Here is a 4443-nt window from a genome sequence, read left to right on the forward strand (position 1 = left end):
AGCAAAGCACCGCGGTGGAGCTTGCCCGCGCCGTCGCGAGCCAGATTGCGGTCGGGGTGAAGAAGATCCAGCTGATCGAGAGCCTCACGGAGAAGAACCTGATCAAGGACTTCTTCGAGGCGCTCGCTGCCGGTCGCGAGGGGGGAGGAATTGCGGGTCGAGCTATCCGTCTCGGGTGCGATCTCGAACGACCACACGTCGTGCTTGCCGCCGAGCCGGCCGACGAAGCTCTTGCGCGGACGCTGCTCGGCCTCCTCCCCGGCTCGCTGTTCGACCGCCGAGATGACTCCTTGTACGGGCTCCTTCGGCTTCCGGCCGGCGGTGATGAGCGAGCGGTGATCGAGATCGTTCGTCGCGTGCACGCGGATTGCCCGGGGCCTCTTTCAATCGGGCTCTCGAGTGCGTGCGAGGGCCTTACGAGCTTCGCCGGAGGATTCGAGGAGGCCCGGCAGGCGCTCTTCGGAACGACGGTGCTCAAGCGGGAGGCATCGGTCGTCGCCTTCGAGGAGCTCGGTGCCTACAAGTACCTCCTGCGCATCGCTGCCGACGGCGGCGTTCGTGACGCAACGATCGACGCGGTCATGCGCATCGCCGAGTACGACCGTGATCGCAGTGCCTCGCTGATGCCGACGCTCGAGGAGTTCCTTAAGCGTCGCGGGAGTATCAGTGCGACCTCGGAAGCCCTCTTCATCCACGCCAACACGTTGCGCCAACGGCTGCGCCGGATCGGTGACCTCTCGGGGATCGACCTCCGGCGCGATGACTGGCTCATGATCGAGATTGCCCTGAAGCTGGTGCAGCTTCGGCTCGCGCACCCCGCGAGGTAGGACGTTCCCGACATAGCGATGCACGTGATCATGGAGAGTCTCACCATCGATCCGGAGCTCCGGGAGTGATACGAACTCATTCACCTGAACGAGGAGGGAGTTCCGATGGGCACAGATACGAAAAAGCTCGAGGCGATCCGGACGACGATGGCGGACAGGGGCGTCGAGTTCATGTTTGCGCAGTTCGTCGATATGTACGGGCGCCCGAGCGCCAAGCTCATCCCTGCGGAGAGGCTGGACGATCTCGTGGAGGATGGCGCGGGCTTCGCAGGTTTCGCCGCGGGTGAGATCGGCCAGCTTCCGAGCGATCCGGACATCGCTGCGATGCCTGACCTCGACAGCTTCACGCTCGTGCCGTGGCAGCCCAACCTCGCACGGTTTGCCTGCGATGTGACGGTGGAGGGCGAAGCATGGCCCTACTGTCCCCGCACGATTCTTCGCAACGTCACCGGGGAGGCTCGCGCGCAGGGGTACGAGTTCAAGATCGGGATCGAGCTCGAGTACTTCCTCGTGCAGCTCAACGCCGATGGAACGATCGAGATCGCGGACAAGCTCGACACGCTCGAGAAACCCTGCTACGACATGGCCGGGTTGACGCGCCAGTACGAGTTTCTGACGACTGTCTCCCGCTACTGCAACGAGCTCGGCTGGGGCAACTACGCGAACGATCACGAGGACGCGAATGGCCAGTTCGAGCAGAACTTCGAGTACGACGAGGCGCTTGTGTCCTGCGACCGCGCGATCTTCTTCCGCTACATGGTGCACACGCTCGCGGAGCAGTACGGCCGAATCGCGACGTTCATGCCCAAGCCGTTCACGTCACTGACGGGCAACGGGTGTCACTTCCACATGTCGCTCTGGAAGGACGGCGTCAATGTCTTCCTCGACGAGGCGGACCCGCGTGGTCTCGGCCTCTCGGAGGAGGCATACGGATTCATTGGCGGCCTGAAGACTCACGCACGTGCCTACAGCGCGCTGACCGCGCCGACGGTGAACTCGTACAAGCGCCTGAAGATTGGCTCGACGTCGAGCGGTGCGACATGGTCGCCCGTCTGGATCTCCTACGGCTACAACAACCGCACGCAGATGCTGCGTATCCCCGCTCCGGGACGGATCGAGGATCGCACGGTCGACGGTTCGTGCAACCCGTACCTCGCGGCGGCCGCGGTGCTGGCATCGGGGCTCGACGGCATGGCCAACAAGCTGGACGCAGGAGAGCCCAACTCGGAGAACCTGTACAGCCACTCCTACGCCGAGCTGACCGCGCGCGGTCTCCGTTCGCTCCCCGCCAACCTGCTGGAAGCGACGGTCGAGCTCGAACAGGACGACGTTCTTCGCGCGGCGCTCGGCAGGACGCGGGAGAACGAGGAGTACATCGACTACTACGTGAAGGTGAAGCGTGACGAGTGGTTCCGCTACCACGAGCAGGTCAGTGCGTGGGAAGTCCGCGAATACCTCACCCGCTTCTGATGTGCGGGATCGTCGGACTGTTCGCGAAGTCGCCGGGCATCGAGGAGCACCTCGGCGCCCATCTCGTTGCGATGCTCGCGCAGATGAGCGACCGCGGCCCCGATAGTGCCGGGGTGGCGGTCTACCGTGACCCGGTCGCGGACGGTCTCACGAAGCTGACGCTCTACTCCCCGGTCGCGAGTGAGGACTGGCGGGCGGTCGCTGCGGGAATCGGCGGTGAGATCGACTCAGTGCGTGCAAGCCACGCGGTCGTCGTCGTGCCCACGGACGCCGCCGAGGCCGAGGCTCGCGTGCGCGCCGCGCGGGGCGACCTGAGAGTCATGAGCGCGGGAAAGGTGATCGAGCTCTACAAGGACGTCGGGCTGCCGGAGGTGTTCGCAGAGACGTTCGAGCTCGCGAACCTGCAAGGAAGCCACGCGCTCGGCCACACGCGCATGGCGACCGAGAGTCGGGTCACGACCGAGGGTTCTCACCCGTTCTCGACCGGTCTCGATCTCTGTCTCGTCCACAACGGCTCGCTCTCGAACCACAACACCCTGCGGAGGATGCTGCGACGCGAGGGAATCGAGTTCCAGACCGAGAACGACACCGAGGTCGCAGCCGGGTACCTGGAGTGGCGCCTGCGCGAGGGTGCGACGCTCGAGCAGGCCCTCGAGGGATGCCTCGACGATCTCGACGGCTTCTACACGTTCGCGGTCGGCACGGCAGACGGGTTCGCGGTGTTGCGCGACCCGATCGCGTGCAAGCCCGCTGTCCTTGCCGAGACCGACGACTGGGTCGCGATGGCGTCCGAGTACCACGCGATCGCGGTGCTTCCCGGCGCGGACGATGCCCGCATGTGGGAGCCGGAGCCGGGAATCGTCTACGTCTGGGACAGGGCGGCGGTCGCATGACAGAGGTGATGGAGGCCGAGGTCGTAGACCTGGCCGTATCGTCACTCCGTGAGCTCAACCAGCGCCTCCACGACGTAGCGCTCTCGGGCGACGGGCCGACGCGGTGGCGGATCGTGAACCCCAAGGGGGCGCACGCCGTTGCGTGTGGCCTCGACGCCGAGCTCGATGTCGAGATCGACGGGCATGTGGGCTACTACTGCGCCGGGATGAACCAGCTCGCGACGGTGCGGGTACGCGGGAACGCAAGCACCGGGATCGCGGAGAACATGATGTCCGGCCGCGTCGTCGTCGAGGGGAGCGTGAGTCAGTCCGCCGGCGCGACCGCGCATGGCGGCTTGCTCGTCGTTCACGGTGATGCTGCCGCCCGTTGTGGCATCTCGATGAAAGGCGTCGACATCGTCGTGCGGGGGTCGGTCGGCCACCTGAGCGCGTTTATGGCGCAGACGGGCTGCCTCGTCGTGTGCGGAAATGCCGGTGATGCGCTCGGTGACTCGATCTACGAGGCCCGGCTGTACGTGCGGGGCACGGTTGCAGGGCTCGGCGCAGACTGCATCGAGAAGGAGATGCGAGCCGAGCACGTCGAGCACGTGCGCGAACTCCTGGAGCACGCGGGCATCGATGACGTCGACGCTGCTGACTTCCGCCGCTACGGCTCTGCTCGCCAGCTCTACAACTTCACGATCGACAACGCAGGGGCCTACTGATGGGGAGCGGTTGGCAGCCCGGGTTGCGTGAGTCGGCCCTCTTCGATCGCAACGTGATCGCGGAGATCCAGCGCGCTGCGAAGGAAGGCATCTACGACATCCGCGGTTTCGGCGCCAAGCGGAAGCTACCGCACTTCGACGACCTGCTGTTCCTCGGCGCGAGTGTCTCCCGCTACCCGCTCGAGGGCTACCGGGAGCGCTGCGATACCAACGTCACGCTGGGAACGCGCTTCGCGAAGAAGCCACTCGAGTTGAAGATTCCCGTCACGATCGCCGGGATGAGCTTCGGTGCTCTATCGGCGCCAGCCAAGGAGGCACTCGGGCGCGGCGCGACCGAGATGGGCACCTCGACGACGACGGGCGACGGCGGCATGACCCCGGAGGAGCGCGGCCATTCGGAGATCCTCGTCTACCAGTTGCTTCCCTCGCGCTACGGCATGAACCCGGATGACCTCCGCAAGGCGGACGCAATCGAGGTCGTGGTCGGCCAGGGCGCGAAGCCGGGAGGCGGCGGGATGCTGCTCGGTCACAAGATCTCCGACCGCGTCG

At 65.7% G+C, this 4443-nt stretch carries 5 protein-coding genes; all 5 read left to right on the plus strand.

The features are described from left to right. Positions 1-827 (plus strand): helix-turn-helix domain-containing protein (locus tag ABIR74_RS02770; protein WP_348175087.1); only part of this gene is annotated, 827 nt, incomplete at its 5' end. A gap of 105 nt (positions 828-932) precedes the next feature. Beyond that, on the plus strand, positions 933-2297 hold the full coding sequence (glnT, locus tag ABIR74_RS02775; RefSeq protein WP_348175088.1) for a type III glutamate--ammonia ligase: 1365 nt from the start codon (positions 933-935) through the stop codon (positions 2295-2297). Further along, entirely contained in the window at positions 2297-3190 is an 894-nt protein-coding gene (locus tag ABIR74_RS02780) for a glutamine amidotransferase family protein (RefSeq protein WP_348175089.1), read from the plus strand. Before glnT ends, ABIR74_RS02780 begins: the two co-directional genes overlap by 1 nt. Then, entirely contained in the window at positions 3187-3894 is a 708-nt protein-coding gene (locus ABIR74_RS02785; protein WP_348175090.1) for a glutamate synthase, read from the plus strand. Before ABIR74_RS02780 ends, ABIR74_RS02785 begins: the two co-directional genes overlap by 4 nt. Beyond that, on the plus strand, positions 3894-4443 hold a 550-nt coding region (locus tag ABIR74_RS02790; RefSeq protein WP_348175091.1), incomplete at its 3' end, for a glutamate synthase-related protein. The genes ABIR74_RS02785 and ABIR74_RS02790, both read left to right, overlap by 1 nt.

It is taken from the genome of Gaiella sp. (assembly GCF_039915195.1).
Classification (GTDB): domain Bacteria; phylum Actinomycetota; class Thermoleophilia; order Gaiellales; family Gaiellaceae; genus Gaiella.

Bases quoted from the DNA above. Each gene is read 5' to 3' on its own strand.
- glnT (WP_348175088.1), top strand. From the start codon at position 933: ATGGGCACAGATACGAAAAAGCTCGAGGCGATCCGGACGACGATGGCG.
- ABIR74_RS02780 (WP_348175089.1), top strand. From the start codon at position 2,297: ATGTGCGGGATCGTCGGACTGTTCGCGAAGTCGCCGGGCATCGAGGAG.
- ABIR74_RS02785 (WP_348175090.1), top strand. From the start codon at position 3,187: ATGACAGAGGTGATGGAGGCCGAGGTCGTAGACCTGGCCGTATCGTCA.